We start from the raw sequence: 21,878 nt of genomic DNA, 5'->3' as shown, positions 1-21,878 counted from the left end.
TTAGCGGCGGTTTTGAAAGAATGTTTGCAGTAATGCGCCGCATTCTTCGGCCAATATGCCGCCTTTTACGGTGGTGTGTCGGTTGAGCCGTGTGTCGGCAAACAGGTTGATGATACTGCCGGCGGCTCCGGTTTTCGGTTCGGCCGCACCGTAAATCACACGCCGCACGCGGGCTTGGATGAGGGCGCTGGCGCACATGCTGCACGGTTCGAGCGTAACGTAGACATCGCAGCCGTCGAGACGGTAGTTTTGCAAAACTTCTCCCGCAGCGGCAAGGGCGCGTATTTCGGCGTGATGGCTGATGTTGCGGCTGTGAATGCAGGTGTTGTGTGCGGCGGCGATTAGTGTGCCGTTTTTTACGACGACGGCACCGACCGGTATTTCGCCCAAGGCGGCGGATTGCCCTGCTTGTTGCAGGGCCGTTTGCATAAAGTGTTCCATTTCAGACGGCATCGGGAAGATGTCGACGGGCGGGTGTCGGCGGACGGCTTCGAGCAGGTCGTTTTTTTCTGCAAGGCTTAAATCTTGGGGGCGGGTTTCGTTCGAAAGGGCGGCAAGCTGCCATAAGGTGCTGCGGGTAACGGTTAGCCCTGCTGCTTTGAGCAACAGGAAAGTTTGTACCGCTCCGTGCTTGTGCAAATCTTCAAGTGTGCGGATATCGAGTGTACGGAGGGTTTGCAGGGTTTTGGGGGCAAGGGGCGGAGTGGTGAGCTGCATGGCGGGAGTGTTGTTTGAAGTGGTTTGAGGCCGTCTGAAAAAGATGGGTTGGCGGATATGTTTTCAGACGGCCTGAGGGCTGTTTCGATGTTTGATGGGTCAGGCCAGCAGCTCGGGCGGAATCGGGCAAATGGGAATGGGGTTGACTTTATGCTGCATGGCGCGGTGCAGGCGGGTGTAGATTTTCAGCACTTCGCGTTGGCGGCCTTCAAATTCTTCGGGGCCGTATTTGCCGTAAACCGTCATCGCCCATTCAAGCTCGGAGTAGCTTGCGCCCATTTGCTGTTCGTCGGTGCGTTCGGTATCCCACAAACCGTCGGTAGGCACGGCGGTTTGGATGGATTCGATAACGTTCAGTGCGGCAGCCAGCGTGTAGATTTGCGTTTTCAGCAGGTCGGCAATCGGGCTGATGTCCACGCCGCCATCGCCGTATTTGGTAAAGAAGCCCACGCCGAAATCTTCCACTTTATTACCGGTGCCGGTAACGAGCAGGCCGTTGATTTGGCCGTAGTAATAAAGTGTAACCATACGCAGGCGGGAACGGGCGTTGGCAAGGGCGAGCTGTTTGGCCGGATAGTCGGTTTCGTCCACGTCCACGGTTTGGGCGAAAGTATCAAAGGTGGGGGTGAGGTCGATGCGTTCGCCGCGCACGTTGGGAAAACGGCGTTTCAAATCGTCGATATGCGCTTGGGCGCGGTCGACTTGGTCGGTTTTTTGGCGGATGGGCATTTCCAAAAGCAGCGTAGGCAGGCCGGTGCGGGCGGCGAGAATGGATACCACGGCAGAATCGATGCCGCCTGAAACACCGACGATAAAGCCTTTGGCGCGGGCTGCGGCGGCATAATCTTTCAACCAACCGGTGATGTGGTCGATAACGGCTTGGGTTTGCATGGTGTTCCTTTCGGGCGGTAAGCGGTAAAAGTGTAAATATAACGTGATTCGAGGCCGTCTGAAAAGGCGGCGGGTTTTCAGACGGCCTCTATGAGAGAGGCAGCTTGAAAATAACATACGCCATCTTCGGGGCAAGCCCGGCATAATAGACCATGATAAAAGTTTGTTGACGATTATAACGACAGCCTCCGTGTGAACGGTGTGGCTGTTACGGTTGCTCGATTTAGTTTTTCACGGCCGAATATGAATTTTCTGCGCGTTGGAAGTGCAAATAAATCAAGCCCGCTTTTGTGCGGAGGCTAGTCGGTTTTTGGTAAAATTTCTGCCGTTTCGCAAAGCCTTTTGTTTACACACACATTTTTACAAGGAAAATCATGTCTTTTTTAGACAGGGAAAATACCGTTGCCAAAGGGGATTTCAACCGTTGGCTGGTTCCGCCCGCGGCATTGGCGGTTCATTTATCCATCGGGCAGATTTATGCCTATTCCGTGTTCAATGCACCGTTAACCAAAATCATCGGTATCACCGAACCGGCTTCCGGTGATTGGAAGCTGGCTACTGTGGGATGGATTTTCAGTATTGCGCTGGCGGTGTTGGGTGCGTCGGCTGCGTTGTTCGGCACTTGGATGGAGCGTGTAGGTCCGCGTAAAGCAATGTTTGTGGCTGCATGTTGTTTCGGCTCGGGTTTTTTGGTTGCCGCTTTGGGCGTGCACACGCATAATCTTTGGCTGCTGTATTTGGGTAACGGTGTGCTCGGCGGCGTGGGTTTGGGGTTGGGCTATATCGGGCCGGTGTCGACCTTAATGAAATGGTTTCCCGACAAACCCGGCATGGCAACCGGCTTGGCCATTATGGGCTTCGGCGGCGGCGCGATGCTGGCTTCGCCGCTTTCTGTGGCGTTGATGAATTTCTTTGGCAGCCCGGTTTCCACCGGCGTGGCCGAAACATTTGTGGTGCTGGGGGTTTTTTATTTTGTTTTTATGATGTTCGGCGTGTTTACCATCCGCGTGCCTGCCGAAAACTGGCGGCCTAAAGGTTTTGTGCCGCCGGTAAAGAGCAAAAAATTGGTCAGTAAAAACCATGTGAATGCAGCCCAAGCGGTAAAAACCCCACAGTTTTGGCTGCTGTTTTGGATTTTATGCCTGAACGTAACTGCCGGTATCGGTGTGTTGGGGCAGGCTTCGGTGATGATTCAGGAATTGTTTTCCGAAACATCGGTCGGCAAAAGTGCGGCGGTTAGTGCGGCAGCGGCGGCGGGTTTTGTAGGTTTGCTCAGTCTGTTCAATATGGGCGGCCGCTTTTTCTGGTCGAGTATTTCCGACAAAATCGGCCGTAAAAATACTTATACGGTGTTTTTCGTGCTGGGTTCGCTGTTGTATTTCGCCGTGCCTTCTTTGGGCGAGAGCGGAAACAAAACGCTGTTCGTTATCGGTTTCTGCGTGATTATGTCGATGTATGGCGGCGGGTTTGCGGCGATTCCGGCTTATCTGAAAGATTTGTTCGGCACGTTGCAGGTAGGTGCGATTCACGGCCGTTTATTGCTGGCATGGTCTGCCGCCGCCGTGCTCGGTCCCGTGCTGGTGAACTATATCCGCCAAAGCCAGATTGACAGCGGCGTACCTGCGGCACAGGCTTACAGCATTACCATGTATATTATGGCGGCTTTGTTGGTTGCCGGGTTGCTGTGCAATTTGTGGGTAAAACCCGTGCATGAAAAACACCACGATAAAAGCGTGAAAGAAGCGGCGGAAAGCCATAATCCTTCCGATGAAACCACGCTTTCCGATGCTTATCTGGCGGTAGACAGGGTATCGCACGGCGGCATGAAAGTATGGTCGCGCTGGGCGTTGGCTGCCGTGCCGCTCAGCTATGGCGTAGTGATGGTGTTTGCGAAAGTGATGGATTTGTTCCGCTAACTTTTACCTTGCCTTCTTCAGCTATAATTCAGGCCGTCTGAAACTTTTCAGACGGCCTTTTGTATTCAGAGATAAAGAAATGACTACTGCTTTGCCATCCGATTCCGACCAAGCCGCCGCCGAAGCTGCCGTTGCTTTTCTCGAACGCCATGCTCCCGCCGATACCGCCGTTGCCGCTCCTTATATTCCGCGCCTGTTTGCCGCCTTGCAGGACGGACATTCCTTTATTTGGTTGGACAACCGCGAAGCGGCGGAGTTGGCAGCGGCCTCAAATGTGGTCGGCAAGGGAGAGGGCATGCCGCTGGTGTTGGAAGGAAAACGGCTTTTTCTCGGCAGAATGTGGCAGCTCGAACGCGATTTGGCGGCGGAAATCGTGCGGTTGGCGGTAGCGGAAGTTGAAGCGGTAGACTGGTTGCAGGCAGGGCGGAACTTGGCGGAATGGTTCGGTGAAAAAGGCAGCGAAGGCCAACGCGATGCAGCGGCTTTGGCGTTATTACAGCCGTTTATGCTGATCAGTGGTGGCCCCGGCACGGGTAAAACCACTACGGTGGCTAAGCTGCTCGGCCTTTTGTGCGGTAGCAATACGCAACTGCCCCGAATCGCACTGGCGGCACCCACGGGTAAAGCTGCCGCGCACATGGCACGGGCGTTGCATAAAGCGTTAAACCGATTTGAACTGCCCGAAAAAGCTAAGCGGCATTTGCTGCAACTCGAAGGCCAAACCGTTCACCGCCTGCTCAAGTTAAGGCCGCCGCAGATGCAGCCGCTGTTTAATGGTGAACAACCGTTACCGCTGGATATTCTGGTGGTAGATGAAGCCTCGATGTTGGATGTGTCGCTGCTATTGCATTTGCTGCGTGCCGTGCCTCAGGGGTGTCGTGTGATTTTGCTGGGCGATGAAAACCAGTTACCTTCGGTGGGTGCGGGTGCGGTGCTGGCGGAATTGGCACAAGAAACGGTGCTGGATTCGGATACGGCGCAAGAGCTTGCCGCCATGTTGCCGCAGCACGGATTTACCGTTGCCGATCATCCGCCGCCGTTGTCGCAGAACGTAGGCCGTCTGAAAACCAGCCACCGTTTTGGTGAAAACAGCGGTATCGGCTGTTTGGCTCGGGCGGTAGTGGAGGGTGATGCTGAAACCGCATGGGCGCAGTTTGCCCGTTTCCCTGACGAGTTGGAAGTATGCACGGGCAGCAGCAGGCAGCAGGCGGAATGGCTGTGCGACAAGCACGCCGATTATTGGCAGGCTGTCGACGCGGGCGATGTGAAAAAGGCGTTTGAACATCAAACCGACGCAGTAGTGTTGGCGGCATGGCGCGATGATGCGGCGGCCTTTAACGAGGAATACCGCCGCTGCCTGCAACGCTACGGGCGTGCCGGTGCCGATGTGCCGTGGTTTGCGGGGCAGGCGGTGATGATTACGCGTAATGATTACGCACTGGACTTGTTTAATGGCGATGTCGGTTTGGTAATGCCTGATGATACCGCTCCTGACATGTTGGCAGCTTATTTTCCAAGTGTGGAAGGCTACCGCAAAATCGCCCTCAGCCGTCTGCCTGAACACGAAACCGCATTTGCGCTTACCGTGCATAAAAGCCAAGGTTCGGAGTATCGCGAAGTGTGGCTGTTGCCGCCTTCGGTAGAAAATCGCGGCAGTGCAGAAGGTTTTTCCAGAGCCTTGCTTTATACCGCCGTTACCCGTGCCCGCGGGCGGTTTGTGTTTTGGGGCACTCAGGACGGTTTTCAGACGGCCTGCCGGGAAAGCTGCAACAGGCGGAGTGCTTTGCGTGAAATGATAGCCGAACGCTTTGCAGATTATGCGGAAAACGGCGAGAGAGCCGGACGGTAAAACAGGTTAGAAGGAAAACTTTTAAGATGACGGCTTTTTTAAACGGATTCATGATTTCGGCAGGTTTGATCGTTGCCATCGGCGCACAAAATGCGTTTGTATTGCGAAAAGGGCTGCTGAAACAAAATGTAGGCGTGGTGGTTTCCTTGTGCTGGTTGTGCGATTTGGCACTTATCGGTTTGGGGGTATTCGGTATTTCCGCGCTGCTTTCCGATAACGTATATGCAACTGCCGCCTTATCGCTGGCCGGAGGATTGTTTTTGCTGGGTTATGGCGCACTCAGCTTCAGACGTGCTTACAAAGGTGGCGGGCATCTTTCGATAGCGGGCGAGGCGGATACGGCTACTCCGTCGGCGCTGCAGGCGGCAGCCGCCACGCTTGCGTTGACTTTGCTTAACCCGCATGTTTACTTGGATACCGTGATATTGATTGGCGGCAGTGCGGCCGGTTTGTCCGCAGCGGATAAATTGAAATTCCTTATTGGCGCGGTAACGGCTTCAGGGGTGTGGTTCGCAGGACTGGGCTACGGAGCACGCCTATTACAACCTTTGTTCCGCCGCGAGCGGATTTGGCGGATACTCGACAGCCTGATTGCCATAATGATGTTTTATCTGGCTTATGGTTTGTTGCGGCAAGTGTTCAGTCTGTTTCCGAAAGGAAGTTGACGAAATTTAATATTAAAAAGCCAGTATGCGGATGCAACTGGCGTTTTGTCAGGCAAAAGGTCGGGATTGGTAAACGGGGCGCCGGATACGGCATTTATTCGTCGTCATCAATTTCATTGCTGATCTGGATGCCGGATTCAACTTTTCCCGTGGGCTGATGGGTAACAACAGCCGACAATCTGCCTGCCGACAATCGTTGCAGGTAGTTTTCATCGATGTTGCCGGTTAAGTAACAGCCGCTGAAGCATGATGCATCGAAACCGTCAATATCGGGGTTGAGCTGCCGGATTACTTGTTCCAACTCATCCAAATTTTGAAACACACAGCCGTCTGCACTGATTTCACGTGCTATTTCGCTGACACTGCGGCCGTTGGCAATCAATTCTTCACGGGTAGGCATATCGATGCCGTAAACGTTGGGAAAGCGCACTTCAGGAGCGGCGGAAGCAAAATAAACTTTGCGTGCACCGGATGAGCGCACCATTTCTACGATTTCACGGCTGGTGGTACCGCGGACAATGGAATCGTCGACCAGTAAAACACTTTTGCCCTTGAATTCGCATTCCATCGGGCTGAGTTTTTGGCGTACCGATTTTTTGCGGGTGGCTTGGCCGGGCATGATAAAGGTACGGCCGATGTAACGGTTTTTAATCAGCCCTTCGCGGTAAGGCTTACCCAAATGGTGGGCGAGCTCCATTGCACTGGGACGGCTGGTGTCGGGCACGGGCATAACGACATCAATGTCATCGATAGGCAGCTCTTGCTTTACTTTTTCGGCAAGTGTAACGCCCATATTCAAGCGCGCCTGATATACAGATACGCCGTCGATAACCGAATCGGGGCGGGCAAAGTAAACATATTCAAACAAACAAGGGCTGAGTTTGGGATTTTCAGCACATTGGCGTGAGAAAAATTCTCCTTCGAAAGTGACGAACACGGCTTCTCCGGGGGCAATGTCGCGTTCCAAGTCGAAAGCCAGGCTGTTGAATGCTACCGATTCGGACGCAACAGCATAAGATATTTTGCCGTTTTCGTCGGTTTGCGTACCTAAAGTGAGCGGACGGATACCGTAAGGATCGCGGAAGGCTACCATGCCGTAGCCTGCAATCAAGGCCACCACACCGTATGCGCCGCGTACCCGTTTGTGCAATTCGGACACTGCATTAAAAATATTATCCACACTCAATATGTTGCCGGCCGACCCGCTGACCTCGCGGCGTAATTCGTGGGCAAATACGTTGAGCAGTACTTCGGAATCGGAGCGGGTATTGATATGGCGCAGATGTTTGTTGCAGACGTTTTCATACAGCTCGTCGGTGTTGGTGAGGTTGCCGTTGTGTGCCAGCACGATGCCGAAAGGCGAGCTGACGTAAAACGGCTGCGATTCTGCGCTGCTGCCCGCATTGCCCGCAGTAGGGTAGCGGACGTGGGCAATGCCTGCATTGCCGGTTAATTCGCGCATATTGCGGGTGCGGAAGACATCGCGCACCATGCCTTTACCTTTGTGCATGTGGAAAATATTGCCTTCGGCAGTAACGATGCCTGCCGCATCCTGGCCGCGGTGTTGCAGCATTTGCAAGCCGTCATACAGGCTTTGGTTTACGGGTTGATGTCCTACCAGACCTAATACGCCACACATTTTTTAAGGTTCTCCAAAGGTTAAAGCGTCGGATACTGAATTTTATCGGCCACCGCCGGCGGCAGATAAGGCACGGCGAGCTGCGCCAAGGCTTCGAAATATACTGCGCTGAACGATTGCTGCCAGTCGGATGTTTGCGGCAAATCGGTGAACGAGCAGATTAAGACGGCCAAAGTAACCAGCAAAACGCCTTTGGCCGCGCCGAAAACCCCGCCGAGCATGCGGTTGATGCTACCCAAACCCATTGCCGATACCGCAGAAGTGAGCAGCGAGCGTAAAAAATGCTGCACAAGCCATGCAGCAAAAAACAATAATACAAAAGATAAGGCTACAGCCAACCCGTGCGGGCTTACCGAACTGAAGGCGATGTCGGCAAAAGGCGCGGCAAACATTTTAGCGATGATGAAAGCCGCAATCCATGTGAGCAGCGAGGCTATTTCGGTAATTACGCCGCGCACCATGGAAACGATGATGCTGGCGGCGATCACACCCAAAGCGAGAATATCGAATATTGCCATTTTTATTGACCAATCACGATGCCGTCCAACCCTTTTTGGCGGAGTTTGCTCAGGGCACGGTTTGCCGCATCCCGATCGGGGTAGCTGCCCGTGCGTACGCGGTAGATTTTACCTTTGCTGGTTTGGGCTTCGCTGACATATGCGCTTACACCGGCATCGGCGAGTTTTTGCTGTATGTGTTTGGCCTGATCGCGGTTGCTGTATGCTCCGGCCTGAATGATGGCTTTGCCGCTTGAAGCCTGTTTGCCTTCCAAAATGGTTTTGGGATCGCTTTTTTCAGACGGCCCGGATTTGTTGTTTAAAGCGTCTTCTGCGTTTTTCCGGCTTTCCGCCTGCTGTTTTTTCTTGGCGGCTTCCGCTGCACGTTTGTCGGCTTCTGCTTTCGCTTTCAGGCGGTTTGCTTCGCGTTCGGCCTGTTTTTTGCGCTCCGCTTCTTTGGTTGCCTGTTCCCGGGCTTTTTGCTGTTTGGCTTCTTCGGCTTTTTTCTGGCCGTTTGATTTTTGTTGCGCGGCTGCCGCCTGTTTCTGTTCGGCTTGTTTTCTGGCTGCGGCGCGTTCGGCGGCTTTTTTTGCTTCGGCGGCTTTGTGTTCCGCCTGTGCTTTTGAGTCCGGCTCTACACGGTTATTGATAACGACTACCGGCGGAGGCGCGTTGTCTTCCTCGGCTTCGGCAGGTTTAGGCTCAACGGGTTTCGGTTTGGGCGGTTTGACCGGTTCGGCTTGCTCGGCGGTTTCCGGTGGTACGGTTGGTTTGGAGGGAACCGTTTTTTCCGGAACGGTATCAGGCATAGGTTCCGACACCGGTTCGGGTGCGGGCTGTGCCGTTTCATGCTGCTCAAGCAAAGGGTTGTTCAATTCGGTTTGTTTGGTGTTGCCGGCAGGAGCGGGCTCCAGCACGACGGCAGGTGATAAATCGGAAGCGTCGTCTTCGGCGGCAGGCCGGTTATCAATGGAGATTTTCGGCACATCTTCTGAGGCCGTCTGAACAGATGAGGCGGGTTTTTCAATGCTGATGTTTCGGGCGGCTTCATCCTGCTCACTGTCTTGGTTCAAAACTTTTGCCAGCAGGATACCTGCCAGCACAACCAATACCGAAGCACCGACCAAGCGGCGGCGGTTTTTGCGTTTCAGCTGTTCGTATTCGCTCAAAGAGCTTAAGCGGTTGCGGTGGTTTGCCATATCTGAACCCTGTTACAACGTTGCCATAACCTCGGCAACGGTGTGGAATGAACCGAAAACGGTAATTCTATCATTTTCCGAAGAAGCCGCCAAAGCTGCTTGGAAGGCCGTCTGAATATTGTTGAAACAGGTTATGTTTTCGATGTTGTGTTCGGCCAGTTTCCGGCTTAATGAATCTATATCCATGCCGCGCGGCAGGTGCAGCGGGGCGATGTACCATTCGTCGAACTGATCTTTAACGATGTCGAGCACTTGGTCGATGTCTTTGTCGGCCAAGATGCTGAACACGGCGGTGCGTTTTTGGGCGAACGGCAACGCCATCAGCCCTTGCCGCAAGGCGCGGGCGGCATGCGGGTTGTGGCCTACGTCGAGAATCACCAGCGGGCGGCCGGGCAGCACTTGGAAGCGGCCGGGGTTACTCACCAGCAGCAGGCCGCGTTTGATAGAGCCGATGTCGATGGGCAGTTTGTCGTTTAAGCATTCGATAACGGACAGCGCGCAGGCGGCGTTGTTCAATTGGTATGCGCCGCGCAGGGCGGGAATCGGCAGGGCGTTGCGGTTGCGTTTGAGGCCGTCTGAAAACACTTGGCCGGATTGCGGGTGGAAATGGAACGACCATTGCTGCTGTTCGAGTTTGCTGAAATCGAAATCGCGCTTGATCAGCAGCAGTTCCGCGCCGATGTTTTCGGCATGTCGGCGTAGGGATTCGGGCGGCGGGTTTTGGCCGCAGATGGCGGGTTTGCCGCTGCGGAACACGCCTGCTTTTTCGTAGCCGACTTGTTCGACGGTGTCGCCCAAGAAGGATTGGTGGTCTAAATCGATGCTGGTAACGACGGCGCAGTCGGCATCGAAGATGTTGACGGCATCCAAGCGGCCGCCCAAGCCGACTTCGAGCACCATCACGTCGACTTGTTCGCGCATGAAAATATCGACGGCGGCTAAGGTGTTGAACTCGAAATAAGTCAGCGAAATATCGCCGCGAGCGGCTTCGATGCGCTCGAACGATGCGACGATGGTTTCGTCGCTCACCGGCTCGGCGTTGACGGCGATGCGTTCGTTGAATGTGAGCAGGTGCGGGCTGGTGAGGGTGCCTACTTTGAAGCCCGCCTGTTTGTAGATTTGCGTGAGAAAGGCGCAAACCGAACCTTTGCCGTTGGTGCCTGCCACAACAATCACGGGGCATTGCGGGTTGAGGTTCATGGCGGTTTTGACTTCGCCCACGCGCGACAAACCCATGTCGATCAAGCCTGCGCTGTGTGCGGTTTCGAGATGTGATAACCAGTCGTTGAGTGTTTTCATGATGGTGTTGCGTTGGTGTGTGAGGCCGTCTGAAAACACGCAGAGCGGGTTTCAGACGGCCTGTTTATGTTTTCGGTTGCCCCCAGCGCGCCCATACGAGCAGGCGGCGGTAGCTTTCGCGGTCGGTCATGTCGGGCAGAATGAACTGCCGAATCTGCCGGTCGCCCAAGTCCCATTTTAAAAACAGGGCGTAGCGGGAAATCAGGCTGCCTGCGCACAGGCCGGCGGTAAAGGCGGTTTGTTCGCTGCCGACGAAAACGGCGGCTTTTCCCTGCCTGCTGACGGCGATTTTGTGTACGGCATCGTGTCGGCGCAGTTTTTGCGTCTGCCAAGCCCATGCGAATGCGGCGGATAAAAGCAGTAGGCCGACGATGCGGAACGCGCCGTAAAAGGCAAACAAACAGGCGGCGGCCGCCCAGATGTGCAGTAAAACGGTGAGCACGAGGCCGGTTTTCGAGGGCTTGAGGGCCGTCTGAAAAGCCTGCATGGTTTACATCATGTTGTCGAACACGGGGCTGATGGTCATGTCGGCATCTTCCATGTCCAGCACCATATCGTGGATTTCCACTTCGAAATATTCCCAAAATGCTTTCAGGCTCATGTCTTCGGGCCATTTGTTTTTGGGGATGTCCCAACCGGCGATTTCGGCTTCAAAGATCTGCTGGTAACGCTCGTCGAAATAGGAAACCACGGCTTCGGGTTCGTCAAATTGCGGCACGAGAAATACCGAGCAGTTGCTGCGGATTTGTTCGATGGTTAAATCGGGCATGTTGTCGTCGGCCTGTTTGAGCCATGCCAGAAAGTGTGCGGTGGGTTTCAGCACCACGGCGGTGCGGTCTACAAAATACATGAAGTTTCCTTACGGGCGTTTGTTTCAGACGGCATTGTACTCAATATTGAGGCCGTCTGAAATATCGTTTTCAGACGGCCTGTTATGCTATGGAAAGATGTTTATTAGTGGTCGCTGGCTTCCGCCGCGCCGATACCGGTCATCGAGCGTACATATTGAGCTTCGAAGCCTGCTTTATCCAATTCGGCCTGTTTCGATTTGTCGGTAATCGAGAAGAACCAAGCTGCGATAAAGGCCAGAGGAATCGAGAACAGGGCAGGGTTGCTGTACGGGAAGATGGCTTCTTTATTGTGCAACACTTTCACCCAAACGGTCGGGCCTAAAATAATCAGCACGAAAGCAACCAACAAGCCTAAGAAACCGCCGATAACCGCGCCGCGTGTGGTCAGGCCTTTCCAGAACATCGACAAAGCCAAGATCGGGAAGTTGGCCGAAGCCGCCAGTGCGAACGCCAAGCCCACCATGAACGCTACGTTTTGGTTTTCAAACGCAATGCCCAAGATAATCGCCAAAATACCCAAGCCCAAAGTGGCCAAGCGGGATACGCGCATTTCTTCTTCTTGAGTGGCTTTGCCTTGACGGATAACCGAAGAATACAGGTCATGGCTGACGGCAGAGGCACCGGAGAGGGTCAAACCGGCAACCACCGCCAAAATGGTAGCGAACGCAACGGCCGAAATAAAACCCAAGAACAGGTTGCCGCCCAATGCGCCGGACAAATGCACCGCCGCCATATTGGTGCCGCCGATCATTTCCACAACGGATTTGCCGTCTTGAATCATGGTGGTAAAGAATTGCGGGTTGTCTTTGGTAACGAAAATAATCGCACCGAAACCGATAACAAAGGTCAGCAGGTAGAAGTAGCCGATAAAGCCGGTGGCCACGAACACCGATTTACGCGCTTCTTTGGCATCGGGTACGGTAAAGAAACGCATCAGAATGTGCGGCAGACCGGCCGTACCGAACATCAAGGCCAAGCCCAACGAGAGCGCATCAATCGGGTTGGACACCAAGCCGCCCGGCGCCATAATCGCCGTGCCTTTTTCATGGATTTCGGTGGCTTTCAGGAACATACCTTCCAAGCTGAAACCGCTGGCTTTCAGAATCATGAATGCCATGAAAGTCGCACCGGAAAGCAGCAGCACGGCTTTGATGATTTGCACCCAAGTGGTGGCCAACATACCGCCGAACAATACATACGCCACCATCAGCGCGCCCACGATAATCACCGCGGAAGTGTAGCTCATGCCGAACAGCAACTGAATCAGTTTGCCCGCACCCACCACTTGCGCGATCAGATACAGAATCACCACCAGCAGCGAGCCGCTGGCCGCAAACACGCGCACGGGTTTTTGTTTCAGGCGGTAGGCAACTACGTCGGAAAAGGTAAATTTGCCCAAGTTACGCAAACGTTCGGCCACGAGGAACAATACAATCGGCCAGCCCACCAAGAAGCCGGTGGAGTAGATCAGGCCGTCGTAACCGGTAGTGTACACCATGGCGGAAATACCCAAAAACGATGCGGCAGACATGTAGTCGCCGGCAATCGCCAAGCCGTTTTGAAAGCCGGAAATACCGCCGCCGGCGGTGTAGAAGTCTTTGGTGGATTTGTTTTGTTTGGCCGCCCATTTGGTAATGAACAGGGTGGCACCCACGAAAATCAGGAACATCACGATGGCCGCGATGTTTAAAGGTTGTTTTTCCACTTCGCCGCTGAAGGCATCGGCCCATACGCTGCCCGAAACCAGCAGACCGGATAAGGTGATTAATAATTTGTTCATGCGTTTATTCTCCCTCAACTTCCCGCACAACTTCTTTAGTCATGTCTTCAAATTTGCCGTTGGCAATGCTCACATAAATTCCTGTGGTGATGAACGAAAAGATAATCACAAACAAACCGGCGTAAATGCCCCAAGTGGTGATGCTGCCTTCGGATACGGGGCGGGCAAATGTTTCCGGCGATTCGCCGATCATCCAAATGTAAAGAACGTACATAAAAAAAACGATTGCTGAAAAACCCCATCCGATCAGAGCCTTTTGGTGTGCCATGCGGCGGAATTTAGGGTGTTGGAGCACCCTTTCGGCTGTTTGCTTATCCATTTTTCTTCTCCTTGTAAAAACCCTTTGCTATTCTTTGAAATTGTTGGAATAACAGCTGCAAAGATATGCATTCGGGCAATCAAACGTAGGGCCATTAAAAATGAAAAATAAAACGGCTGGCTAATTTTATTTTTTGATAGATTCAATCCGTTTTGCTGATAGCAAACAGTAAGTAATTTGATTTGAAAAGAAAATTTACCCTATAAAAGCTTTCAGACGGCCTCGAAATATGTTAAAAAGCGCAAAGAACAAAACATGCGGAACACCGCAGGCATTACAAAGTCATTATCAAATCAGTAGATAATAAAGAAATCTGATAGAGGAACTATGGACTACACACAACTGAAAACCTTTACTGTTGTCGCCCACATCGGCAACCTCACACAGGCGGCCGACCGCCTGCATCTTTCGCAACCGGCGGTATCGGCCCAAATCAAAGCGCTCGAAAAAAAACTGGACGTTACCCTGTTTAAACGCACCACCAACGGCATGGCTCTCACCCTTGCCGGCGAAGTGTTCCTGCCCGAAGCCGAATCTCTGCTGCAACATCACCATAAGCTCGATTGTTTTGCCAAAACCCTTTCGGAACATTATGTCGAGCATGCCGAATTAGGCTTGATCCATCCCGCCTCACCCGTAAAAATCACCCGCCTCACCCGGCAGATTCTGAAACGCGAACCCGATATCCAACTGCATATCCAATACGGTATGAGCGGAGAAATCGAACAGCGCGTGCTCGACAAACAACTGCACGGCGGCTTTTTTCTCGGCCCCGTTATCCACCGCAGCCTGCGCAGCATTTTTCTTGAAGACATCCACTATTCGTTGATTTGTCCGGCGGAAAAGGCAAAAGAAGTGTGCGCCGACTTGCCTGCCAGCTTGGAAAAATGCGCATGGATTGAAATGTCGGGCGTGTCCGGCAGCCGCAAACACATGAAGCAGTTTTGGCGCGAACATAAAATTTCGCCCAAACATCAGATTATTTGCGATTACCCGCAAACCATCATCGACCTCGTATGCGAAGGCACGGGTGTGGCCATGGTACCGGAGCACAAAGCCGAATCCGCCCGCAAGAGCGGCAGGCCTATAAAAATCATTGAAGAATACCGCCAAGCACTGCCGTTGCACTTTATTTATTTGGACGAATACGATGAAGACCCGGTATTGAACCTGCTGAAAAACTGTGTGGAGAGCGTGTGGCAGTTGACATAGCGTTTTCAGACGGCCTCGACAACCGTCCGCACGAACCGCCCGTTACCGTTTTCCTGATGTTGGCGGACGAATCATGTGCCGCCCGTTATTGCACCGCACGGCTCAATGAAAGCGATGCCGCCCGTGTCGGCAGGCAGCCCGCATTGGAGAATCGGGCGGATTGGCGGGTAAGCCGTTTTTTGAAGCAGCAGGCCGAAGCGCCGGTACGGTCGTTATCACACAGCAAAGGTGCGGCATTGCTGGCGGCATCGCAGGAAAATATAAAAATCGGTGTGGACATTGAAAAAATCCGTATACGCGATTTTCCCGCTTTGGCTGCTTGGGTGTGCAACGACGGGGAGCGGCAATGGTTGGCACAGCGCGGATGGCGGGCCGTTGATTTTTACCGTTTGTGGACGTTGAAAGAAGCGTTGGTGAAAGCCGCCGGCTTGGATTTCCCCGCCGATTTGCCGCAAGCGGGCATGGCTTGGCTGCCGGACGGAACGGTTTGCCTGCAAACGCCTCACGGAAATTGGCATGGCGTTTCCTGTGTGTGTGCCGATTGGGTAGCCGCATGCGTTTGGCAAATGGAAAATATGCAGGTTCAGTGGCAATATTTCGGTGGTTTCAGACGGCAGGGGCAGCAGCCCGTTGATATTCAAGTGTTTGAAAAGCCATCTAAAATTTAGAGTAAATGCATATCCGTGCCGGCTTTTGGGAACGGCGGCCATCCGCCCGATTGTTTGAAAAATAACCGTTTTGTAAAAGCCGTCTGAAAAAACACAGTTTCAGACGGCCTTAATTTTAATTAACAGAAACTCCGCTATAATTACCATTTCATCTTTTCATTTACTCAGAAAGCGAACAGCATGAATAAAACTTTTAAATTGGGTATGGTGGCGCTGGCTGCCGTATTTGCATTGTCAGCATGTAATAAAGACGGAAACAAACCGACCGGCGGTGAGGCGGCTTCGGGAGACAAAACTGCGGTGGCATCCGAATTCAGCTCGTCTATCCAGCAAACCAGCTATGCAATGGGTATGGACATCGGCCGTTCGTTGAAACAGGTGAAAGATGCCGGCACGGAAGTGGATCTCAAAGCGTTCAACGAAGCTCTGCAAACCATGCTCGACGGCAAAGAGCCGAAATTGACCGAACAAAAAGCTCAGGAAGTGATGATGGCTTTCCTTGCCGAGCAACAGCAGAAAGTACAGGCTAAAATAATTGCGGATGCCAAAGCCAATTTGGAAAAAGGTCAGGCCTTCCTGAAAGAAAACGGCACTAAAGAAGGCGTGAAAACCACAGCTTCGGGTTTGCAGTATAAAGTTAAAACCGAAGGCACCGGTGTACAGCCGAAAGCCGCCGATTTGGTTACTGTTGAATATGAAGGCCGCCTGATCGACGGCACGGTGTTCGACAGCAGCAAACAGCACGGCCAACCGGCCACTTTCCCTCTGAACCAAGTAATCAGAGGTTGGACCGAAGGTATGCAGTTGATGAAAGAAGGCAGTGAATATACATTCTTCATCCCTTCCGAGCTGGCTTACGGAGAGAATGCCGTCAGCGAAAAAATCGGCCCGAATTCGACCTTGGTTTTTGATGTGAAACTGTTGAAAGTAGAAAAAGCATCTGCGGGCAAATAAGCTCGGCACCAATAACAAAAGGCCGTCTGAATAAGATTTCAGACAGCCTTTTTTGTTGGTTTACAGATGTATTTCGATATTGTCGATCAAGCGTGTAGAACCTAAGCGCGCGGCGGCCAAAACCACTAGATTTTTATCGCCGGCATGAGCGATTTCAAGACTGCCGGCATGGCGGACTTCAACATAGTCGACCGACCAGCCCGTATCGGTTAAATGCTGTATGGCCGCGTTTTCCAATTCGGCGTAGGCCAGATTGCCGTTGCGTATTGCTTCGGCAATGGTGCGAAGCTCGCGGTAGAGGCGAGGAGCTTCGGCGCGTTCTTGCTCGCTTAAATATTGGTTGCGGCTGGAGAGGGCGAGGCCGTCTGAAGCGCGGCCGGTATCGACGGGCACGATTTCCACGTTGATGTTTAAGTCTTCAACCAGCCCTTTGATGATGGCAAGCTGCTGGTAGTCTTTTTTGCCGAAACAGGCCGTATCGGGTTCGACGATATTGAAAAGCTTGCTCACCACGGTAGCTACGCCGCGGAAATGGCCGGGGCGGAATTTGCCGCATAATTCGTTTTGCAGATGAGGCGGCTCAACGTTGTAACGTTGTTCTACGTTCGGATACAGTTCTTTTTCATCGGGAGCAAAAACCACGCTCACACCTTCGGCAGACAGCTTGTCGGCGTCTTGCTGCAAAGTGCGCGGATATTTGTCGAAGTCTTCGCCTTGGCCGAATTGCAGGCGGTTGACGAAGATGCTGACCACCACATGATCGGCGCGTTGACGGGCTTCGCGTACCAAAGCCAGATGGCCCTCATGCAGGTTGCCCATGGTAGGCACAAACGCCACACGGCCTGCGGTTTTGCGCCATTCGCGTAATTCTTTGATGGTATGGATGATTTTCATGGAGGATTTATCCTTCAACTGAATAAGGCCGTCTGAAAAGTAAGGTTTCAGACGGCCTGTTCACATTATGAAAAAGTATGTTCGGCGGCAGGGAAGGTTTTGTTTTTGACTGCGGCAACATAAGCGGCTACGGCAGCCTGTATGCTGGTTTGGCCTTCCATAAAGTTTTTGACGAATTTGGCGGTTTTGCCGGGGAATACGCCCAGCATGTCGTGCATCACCAATACTTGCCCGTCGCAATCCACGCCCGCGCCGATGCCGATGGTGGGGCTGCTCACGGTTTCGGTAACTTGTTTGCCGAGGGCAGCGGGCACGCATTCCATCAAGATAATGGCGGCACCGGCTTCGTCGTGCGCTTTGGCATCATTCAGCAACGCTTGCGCTTTGTCGCCTTTGCCTTGCACTTTATAGCCGCCGAAAGCATGTACCGATTGCGGCGTGAGGCCGATATGGGCGCAAACGGGAATGCCGCGTAGTTGCAGAAATTCGGTGGTTTCCGCCATCCATACGCCGCCTTCCAGCTTGACCATGTGCGCGCCGGCGGCCATCAGTTCGGCAGCGGCGGCAAACGCCTGCTCTTTGCTTTGCTGGTATGCGCCGAAGGGCAGATCGCTCACGATCATGGCGTTTTTCGTGCCGCGGGCGACGGCTGCGGTGTGGTAGCACATATCGCGCAGGGAAACGGGCAGGGTGGAGGCTTGCCCCTGTACGGTCATGCCGAGCGAATCGCCTACCAGTAAAACATCCACGCCGGCATTGTCCATCAAGGCGGCAAAGCTGGCTTCGTAGGCGGTGAGCATGGCGATTTTTTCGCCTTCTGCTTTCATTTTTTGCAGTGTGTTGACAGTAATCATCATGAGGCTCCGTTTCAGACGGCGTTTAATTTAAACGGGATTAATTATGGAGATTCCCGGCAAAATTTCAAGCAAAGCAAAACAGCCTGACCGCTGGGATCAGGCTGTTTTTGTTTTATGGTGCCGGCACCAAGAGTCGAACTCGGGACCTTCTGATTACAAGTCAGCTGCTCTACCAACTGAGCTATACCGGCTGAAGAAGTGCGCATTATGCCTATCTTGTTTGGTTTTGGCAAGCTGTTTTGGCGGAAATTTTAAAAACTTTTTGAAGGTATTGTTTTGTCGGTGAATTATTTTTCAGACGGCCTGTCGGAGTGATGTCGGTGCAGTGAAAAGGCTTATAGCAGATAACGGTAGCGGTATGCCGTAAGATAACCAATCATTTTGTTATGATGTTTTGTTCGGATAATAAGGCCGTCTGAAAAAATGATGAAACATGCTTTTATTCTCAGCGATTGCGAACCGCCCGAAAGCGAGGAGAAGCCGTATGCGCTGCTGACGGCCAATCCCACCAAAGGCCACCATTTCATTGCACAAACCGAGCAGCGGCAGCATGCGTTCAATTCCCATGTCAACCCGCAAAACCAAAACGTTTACCGCTGGCCGTTGTCGTTATTCAGCGAACGTTGCCGCGGCAGGGCGGACAGCGTCAACATCGAAAACAATCTGGAAGTAAACAATCTTTATACGCTGGCTTTCGTCGAAGGCTCAGGCGGCATTCAATATAATCTGGAAGACTGGTTCAGCCGCCACGAAGGCGGTTATGAAGAAGCCTGTTGCTATTTGCGCCATCTCGAACAGGGCAGGCAGAAAGTGCCGAAAACCTTATGGCGCGTGTTGCAGCTCAAATTGCTCGGCATTCTGCGTAATCCTTACAATCACAATAATCTGTTTGTGCACAGGCTGCATCAGGCCATTCTTGCGCAATTGCCGCACATCAGCACCGAATTTGTTACGCTGATTGCACAGAGGCCGCAACCGCGTTTGAGGAAGATTTTGAAAAAATTTGCCTTTACGCCCGACGGTTACACGCGCTGGTTGGCCAATCTCTACGGCATGCTCAGCGAGGGCGTATTGCAGCCGTCGCTGTTTGAACGTTTGTTTGCCGCGCTGTTTGCCCAACCCGAAGCGGTAAAAATCGAGCTATACCGTTATCCCGATCAATCGGGCTACTGTTTTTTTGCCGACAGCAGCTATTGTTTGCAGTATTCGGAAAAAACGCTCAGCGTGGGCGTGAGTGTTGCCGCCGATATGTTTGCGATTGTGCATCTGCAAAGCTTGCATTGGCGCAACATTGAAGAAAATTTTGCCGAACGGCTTCGTCCGCGTGCCGATATACCGGTTACGGTGGTCGATAACAACCATACCCAGCGTATTGTTTACAACCGCTTGTGTATCCGACGGGCGCATGAAGCGGTGTTCGGCAAGAGCAACCGTAAAGATGCTTATTTTTAACCGGCGGCGTTTGAGGCACGAAAACATCGTTCGATGCGTTATCGGATTTTCACCTGCTTTAATCTCAAGGCATTCCCCAGTACAGATATTGAACTCATCGCCATTGCCGCGCCTGCGATAATCGGATTCAAAAAGCCGAGTGCGGCCAACGGTATGCCCAAAGTATTGTAGACAAAGGCGAAAAACAGGTTTTGTTTGATGTTTTTCAAAGTGGCGCGGGAGATCAGCAGGGCATCGACCATTTGGTTGACGGAATGCTGCATCAGTGTGGCGGAGGCAGTGTGTTCGGCGACATCGGCGCCGTCTTTCATGGCAAAGCTCACGTTGGCGGCGGCGAGCGCGGGGGCATCGTTGATGCCGTCGCCGACCATGGCAACCACCTTGCCGGCGTTTTTCAATTTTTGCACTTCGGCGGCTTTGTCGCGCGGGCTCATGTTGCCGTAGGCGTGGGCGATGCCGAGCTGTCCGGCGATGTAGCCGACCACGTTTTGGTTATCGCCGCTCATGATGTAAACGTCGATGCCGTGGTTTTTCAGACGGCCTATGGCTTCCTGTGTGTCGGTTTTGAGCGCGTCGGCAAGGGCGAACGCGCCGACGGGCCGGTCGTTGACCGACACGGCCACGATGGTAGCAATGCGCCATACGGAATCAAGGTTGTCGGGCAGTACGAGATTGCAGTAATCGGGTTTGCCCACTTTCACTAAGCCCGCGCCGTCAATTTCGGCGGAAATGCCTGCGCCGACGGCGGTTTGTGCGTTTCGGGCTTCGGGAATGTCGATGCCGCGCGATAAGGCCGTCTGAACAATCGCTGCGGCCAGCGGATGGGTGGCGTTTTGTTCGACTGCCGCAGCAAGGCGGTAGAGTTCGTTTTCGTCTATCGCGGCGTTTTTTTCAGACGGCCTCAACCACACCGCCGCCACTTGCGGTTTGCCTTGCGTGAGCGTACCGGTTTTATCCAGCACCACCGCGTTCACATGGGCTGCTTCTTCCATAGCTGCGGCATCTTTAAACCAAATGCCGTGCTTCACCGCTTTGCCCATACCGACCATCATTGCGGCGGGCGTGGCCAAGCCGAGCGCGCACGGGCAGGCGATGACCAGTACGGCCACGGCGTTTATCAACGCAGTCACCCAATCTGCTTTCACATACCATGTAATCAAAAAAGTTAACACGGCAATTCCTACCACCACGGGCACAAACACGCCCGCCACTTTGTCGGCAATGCGCGCAATCGGCGCTTTGCTACCCTGCGCTTCGGACAAAGCCGCCATCATGTCGCCGAGCAGGGTTTGGCTGCCGAGCTGTTCGGCGCGGTAAACCACGCTGCCGTCGGTCATCACCGCACCTGCCAGCACTTTGCTGCCCACGGTTTTGGCTTCGGGGTTGGATTCGCCGGTGAGATGGCTTTCGTCTGCCCAGCCGTTGCCGCTTTCCACCGTGCCGTCCGCCGCAATGCGTTCGCCGTGGTTGGCACGGATTAAATCGCCTATCTGCACTTGGTCGAGCGGTGTTTCCTGCCATTGCCCGCCGCGCTGCACGCTGACCCGCTGCGGCGTGAGTCTCAACAACAATCCCAAACTGTTGAGGCTGTTTTTCTTGGCGCGGTGTTCGAGAAATTTGCCCAAGCTCACAAAGCCCACCACCATCACGCCCGCTTCAAAATACACATGCGCCATGTCGCCGTGATGCGCGTGCGGGTGGAAAAACAGCATAAATACCGAGTAGAGGTAAATCGCCGCCGTGCCGACCGTTACCAGCACGTCCATATTCGCCAGCCCGCCCCTGATGCTCGCCCACGCACTTTTATAGAAAGGAATGGCCAGCCAAAGCTGCACGATGCTCGCCAGCACAAACTGCCACACCGGCGGCATCATCCAATCGTGCCGCCCGATCATCATGCCCGCCATGCCGAACAAAAACGGCACGTTAATCGCCAGCAACAACCACAGCCGCCAGCCGATATGCGTTTCTGCTTCGATTCGCGGCAGAGCGTCGGTTTTCAGCATAGCGTTAAAGCCTGCTTTTTCAATGATATGAATCAGCGCATCGGCATCGGTGCGGCTGTCGTCGAACACGACCTGCGCTTCTTCGCCGGCAAAATTCACCGAGGCCGTCTGAACAAAATCTTTTTTGTTTAACACTTTTTCGATACGGCTGGCACAGGCTTGGCAGGTCATGCCGTCGATTTGGAAACGGGCTTTTTGTTGCATGGCGGAAAC

At 53.3% G+C, this 21,878-nt stretch carries 20 protein-coding genes and 1 tRNA gene; 7 read left to right on the top strand and 14 right to left on the bottom strand.

All coding sequences use genetic code 11. The features are described 5' to 3' along the window. Together tadA and nadE are read right to left on the bottom strand one after the other, a co-directional pair. A complete protein-coding gene (gene tadA, locus EL216_RS03485; RefSeq protein WP_085390366.1) occupies positions 1-717 on the bottom strand; it encodes a tRNA adenosine(34) deaminase TadA in 717 nt (238 codons plus the stop codon). A 99-nt stretch (positions 718-816) separates the two neighbouring features. Next, positions 817-1,608, bottom strand: coding sequence for an NAD(+) synthase (nadE, locus tag EL216_RS03480; protein ID WP_085390367.1), 792 nt, complete (start codon positions 1,606-1,608; stop codon positions 817-819). A 374-nt stretch (positions 1,609-1,982) separates the two neighbouring features. Here nadE and EL216_RS03475 point away from each other — a divergent pair, with 374 nt between their 5' ends. From EL216_RS03475 to EL216_RS03465, 3 genes are all read left to right on the top strand, one after another. After that, positions 1,983-3,524 carry an L-lactate MFS transporter gene (locus EL216_RS03475; protein ID WP_085390368.1) on the top strand — a complete coding sequence of 514 codons (1,542 nt, stop codon included), beginning with the start codon at positions 1,983-1,985 and terminating at the stop codon, positions 3,522-3,524. Positions 3,525-3,603: 79 nt separating this feature from the next. Beyond that, complete coding sequence (gene recD / locus EL216_RS03470; RefSeq protein ID WP_085390369.1) at positions 3,604-5,373, top strand: exodeoxyribonuclease V subunit alpha; 1,770 nt, start codon at positions 3,604-3,606, stop codon at positions 5,371-5,373. A gap of 26 nt (positions 5,374-5,399) precedes the next feature. Next, on the top strand, positions 5,400-6,038 hold the full coding sequence (locus tag EL216_RS03465) for a LysE/ArgO family amino acid transporter (RefSeq protein WP_085390370.1): 639 nt from the start codon (positions 5,400-5,402) through the stop codon (positions 6,036-6,038). 94 nt (positions 6,039-6,132) lie between these two features. Here EL216_RS03465 and purF read toward each other — a convergent pair whose 3' ends face one another. The 8 genes from purF to EL216_RS03425 all read right to left on the bottom strand — a co-directional run bounded on the left by purF (position 6,133) and on the right by EL216_RS03425 (position 13,622). Next, positions 6,133-7,677 (bottom strand): amidophosphoribosyltransferase, encoded by a 1,545-nt coding sequence (gene purF / locus EL216_RS03460; RefSeq protein ID WP_085390371.1) that lies wholly within the window; start codon positions 7,675-7,677, stop codon positions 6,133-6,135. 20 nt (positions 7,678-7,697) lie between these two features. After that, positions 7,698-8,195 (bottom strand): CvpA family protein, encoded by a 498-nt coding sequence (locus tag EL216_RS03455; RefSeq protein ID WP_085390372.1) that lies wholly within the window; start codon positions 8,193-8,195, stop codon positions 7,698-7,700. 2 nt (positions 8,196-8,197) lie between these two features. Beyond that, positions 8,198-9,373 (bottom strand): SPOR domain-containing protein, encoded by a 1,176-nt coding sequence (locus tag EL216_RS03450; RefSeq protein WP_085390373.1) that lies wholly within the window; start codon positions 9,371-9,373, stop codon positions 8,198-8,200. A 12-nt stretch (positions 9,374-9,385) separates the two neighbouring features. Beyond that, complete coding sequence (gene folC / locus EL216_RS03445; protein ID WP_085390374.1) at positions 9,386-10,672, bottom strand: bifunctional tetrahydrofolate synthase/dihydrofolate synthase; 1,287 nt, start codon at positions 10,670-10,672, stop codon at positions 9,386-9,388. Between the two features lie 64 nt (positions 10,673-10,736). Next, complete coding sequence (locus EL216_RS03440) at positions 10,737-11,159, bottom strand: protein YgfX (protein ID WP_085390375.1); 423 nt, start codon at positions 11,157-11,159, stop codon at positions 10,737-10,739. 3 nt (positions 11,160-11,162) lie between these two features. Next, on the bottom strand, positions 11,163-11,522 hold the full coding sequence (locus EL216_RS03435; protein WP_085358822.1) for a hypothetical protein: 360 nt from the start codon (positions 11,520-11,522) through the stop codon (positions 11,163-11,165). Positions 11,523-11,626: 104 nt separating this feature from the next. Then, positions 11,627-13,303, bottom strand: coding sequence for a cation acetate symporter (locus EL216_RS03430; protein ID WP_085390376.1), 1,677 nt, complete (start codon positions 13,301-13,303; stop codon positions 11,627-11,629). Positions 13,304-13,307: 4 nt separating this feature from the next. Continuing rightward, a complete protein-coding gene (locus EL216_RS03425) occupies positions 13,308-13,622 on the bottom strand; it encodes a DUF485 domain-containing protein (protein ID WP_085390377.1) in 315 nt (104 codons plus the stop codon). 327 nt (positions 13,623-13,949) lie between these two features. On the opposite strand from EL216_RS03425, the gene EL216_RS03420 reads away from it, so the two are divergent. The 3 genes from EL216_RS03420 to EL216_RS03410 all read left to right on the top strand — a co-directional run bounded on the left by EL216_RS03420 (position 13,950) and on the right by EL216_RS03410 (position 16,456). Further along, positions 13,950-14,834, top strand: coding sequence for a LysR family transcriptional regulator (locus tag EL216_RS03420; protein WP_085390378.1), 885 nt, complete (start codon positions 13,950-13,952; stop codon positions 14,832-14,834). Next, complete coding sequence (locus tag EL216_RS03415) at positions 14,819-15,502, top strand: 4'-phosphopantetheinyl transferase family protein (protein WP_232005261.1); 684 nt, start codon at positions 14,819-14,821, stop codon at positions 15,500-15,502. The genes EL216_RS03420 and EL216_RS03415 overlap by 16 nt, the downstream gene beginning before the upstream one ends. A 180-nt stretch (positions 15,503-15,682) precedes the next feature. Further along, positions 15,683-16,456: an FKBP-type peptidyl-prolyl cis-trans isomerase gene (locus EL216_RS03410; protein WP_085390379.1), complete on the top strand. Its 774-nt coding sequence runs from the start codon at positions 15,683-15,685 to the stop codon at positions 16,454-16,456. A gap of 60 nt (positions 16,457-16,516) precedes the next feature. Here EL216_RS03410 and panC read toward each other — a convergent pair whose 3' ends face one another. From panC to EL216_RS03395, 3 genes are all read right to left on the bottom strand, one after another. Continuing rightward, positions 16,517-17,350, bottom strand: a complete 834-nt coding sequence (gene panC, locus EL216_RS03405; protein WP_085390380.1) for a pantoate--beta-alanine ligase — start codon at positions 17,348-17,350, stop codon at positions 16,517-16,519. A 65-nt stretch (positions 17,351-17,415) separates the two neighbouring features. Further along, positions 17,416-18,204: a 3-methyl-2-oxobutanoate hydroxymethyltransferase gene (gene panB / locus EL216_RS03400; RefSeq protein WP_085390381.1), complete on the bottom strand. Its 789-nt coding sequence runs from the start codon at positions 18,202-18,204 to the stop codon at positions 17,416-17,418. A 118-nt stretch (positions 18,205-18,322) separates the two neighbouring features. Beyond that, positions 18,323-18,398, bottom strand: a tRNA-Thr gene (locus tag EL216_RS03395). A gap of 232 nt (positions 18,399-18,630) precedes the next feature. Here EL216_RS03395 and EL216_RS03390 point away from each other — a divergent pair. After that, positions 18,631-19,659 (top strand): hypothetical protein, encoded by a 1,029-nt coding sequence (locus EL216_RS03390; RefSeq protein WP_085390382.1) that lies wholly within the window; start codon positions 18,631-18,633, stop codon positions 19,657-19,659. A gap of 38 nt (positions 19,660-19,697) precedes the next feature. On the opposite strand, the gene EL216_RS03385 is transcribed toward EL216_RS03390, so the two are convergent. Then, complete coding sequence (locus EL216_RS03385; protein ID WP_085390383.1) at positions 19,698-21,869, bottom strand: heavy metal translocating P-type ATPase; 2,172 nt, start codon at positions 21,867-21,869, stop codon at positions 19,698-19,700. Between the last annotated feature and the right edge of the window lie 9 nt (positions 21,870-21,878).

Origin of the sequence: Neisseria animaloris, from assembly GCF_900637855.1 — a bacterium.
In the GTDB taxonomy this organism is placed as follows: Bacteria; Pseudomonadota; Gammaproteobacteria; order Burkholderiales; family Neisseriaceae; genus Neisseria; species Neisseria animaloris.
Note: the sequence above shows the minus strand (reverse complement) of the source record. Positions and strands in the feature narration are given on the sequence as shown.

Excerpts from the sequence above, each read along its gene's own strand:
- EL216_RS03390 (WP_085390382.1), top strand. The coding sequence starts at position 18,631 with ATGATGAAACATGCTTTTATTCTCAGCGATTGCGAACCGCCCGAAAGC.
- EL216_RS03385 (WP_085390383.1), bottom strand. The coding sequence starts at position 21,869 with ATGCAACAAAAAGCCCGTTTCCAAATCGACGGCATGACCTGCCAAGCC.
- panC (WP_085390380.1), bottom strand. The coding sequence starts at position 17,350 with ATGAAAATCATCCATACCATCAAAGAATTACGCGAATGGCGCAAAACC.
- EL216_RS03410 (WP_085390379.1), top strand. The coding sequence starts at position 15,683 with ATGAATAAAACTTTTAAATTGGGTATGGTGGCGCTGGCTGCCGTATTT.
- recD (WP_085390369.1), top strand. The coding sequence starts at position 3,604 with ATGACTACTGCTTTGCCATCCGATTCCGACCAAGCCGCCGCCGAAGCT.
- EL216_RS03455 (WP_085390372.1), bottom strand. The coding sequence starts at position 8,195 with ATGGCAATATTCGATATTCTCGCTTTGGGTGTGATCGCCGCCAGCATC.
- folC (WP_085390374.1), bottom strand. The coding sequence starts at position 10,672 with ATGAAAACACTCAACGACTGGTTATCACATCTCGAAACCGCACACAGC.
- EL216_RS03475 (WP_085390368.1), top strand. The coding sequence starts at position 1,983 with ATGTCTTTTTTAGACAGGGAAAATACCGTTGCCAAAGGGGATTTCAAC.
- EL216_RS03420 (WP_085390378.1), top strand. The coding sequence starts at position 13,950 with ATGGACTACACACAACTGAAAACCTTTACTGTTGTCGCCCACATCGGC.
- EL216_RS03450 (WP_085390373.1), bottom strand. The coding sequence starts at position 9,373 with ATGGCAAACCACCGCAACCGCTTAAGCTCTTTGAGCGAATACGAACAG.
- EL216_RS03425 (WP_085390377.1), bottom strand. The coding sequence starts at position 13,622 with ATGGATAAGCAAACAGCCGAAAGGGTGCTCCAACACCCTAAATTCCGC.
- tadA (WP_085390366.1), bottom strand. The coding sequence starts at position 717 with ATGCAGCTCACCACTCCGCCCCTTGCCCCCAAAACCCTGCAAACCCTC.
- EL216_RS03435 (WP_085358822.1), bottom strand. The coding sequence starts at position 11,522 with ATGTATTTTGTAGACCGCACCGCCGTGGTGCTGAAACCCACCGCACAC.
- EL216_RS03465 (WP_085390370.1), top strand. The coding sequence starts at position 5,400 with ATGACGGCTTTTTTAAACGGATTCATGATTTCGGCAGGTTTGATCGTT.
- purF (WP_085390371.1), bottom strand. The coding sequence starts at position 7,677 with ATGTGTGGCGTATTAGGTCTGGTAGGACATCAACCCGTAAACCAAAGC.
- nadE (WP_085390367.1), bottom strand. The coding sequence starts at position 1,608 with ATGCAAACCCAAGCCGTTATCGACCACATCACCGGTTGGTTGAAAGAT.
- panB (WP_085390381.1), bottom strand. The coding sequence starts at position 18,204 with ATGATTACTGTCAACACACTGCAAAAAATGAAAGCAGAAGGCGAAAAA.
- EL216_RS03430 (WP_085390376.1), bottom strand. The coding sequence starts at position 13,303 with ATGAACAAATTATTAATCACCTTATCCGGTCTGCTGGTTTCGGGCAGC.
- EL216_RS03440 (WP_085390375.1), bottom strand. The coding sequence starts at position 11,159 with ATGCAGGCTTTTCAGACGGCCCTCAAGCCCTCGAAAACCGGCCTCGTG.